Raw genomic sequence first — 231 nt, 5'->3', positions numbered from 1 at the left:
GTCTTGTACAATGCGGTTACGCTTGCTTTGTGGCAAATCACCATGTAAGAAGCTGGCTTTATGGCCTTGCTCTTGTAATGATTTTGCTAATTTTTCAGTACTGCGTTTGGTTGCTGCAAAGATAATGATTTGTTCCATATCTTTAGCACAAACGATTTTATCAAGTAAACGGTTTTTGTGATCAAAATCATCACAGTAGTATACTTTTTCTTCGATGTGTGCAGATTCAAC

General features: G+C 36.8%; 1 protein-coding gene. It reads right to left on the bottom strand.

Annotated features, from left to right (window positions below; translation table 11 throughout):
* Positions 1-231, bottom strand: a 231-nt coding sequence (locus tag AAEY79_RS16570; protein ID WP_352289903.1) for a helicase-related protein, incomplete at both ends; no start/stop codon positions are given.

Origin of the sequence: Psychrobacter sp. GW64-MNA-CIBAN-0177 (assembly GCF_040309585.1) — a bacterium.
GTDB classification, from domain to species: Bacteria; Pseudomonadota; Gammaproteobacteria; order Pseudomonadales; family Moraxellaceae; genus Psychrobacter; species Psychrobacter okhotskensis.
Note: the sequence above shows the minus strand (reverse complement) of the source record. Positions and strands in the feature narration are given on the sequence as shown.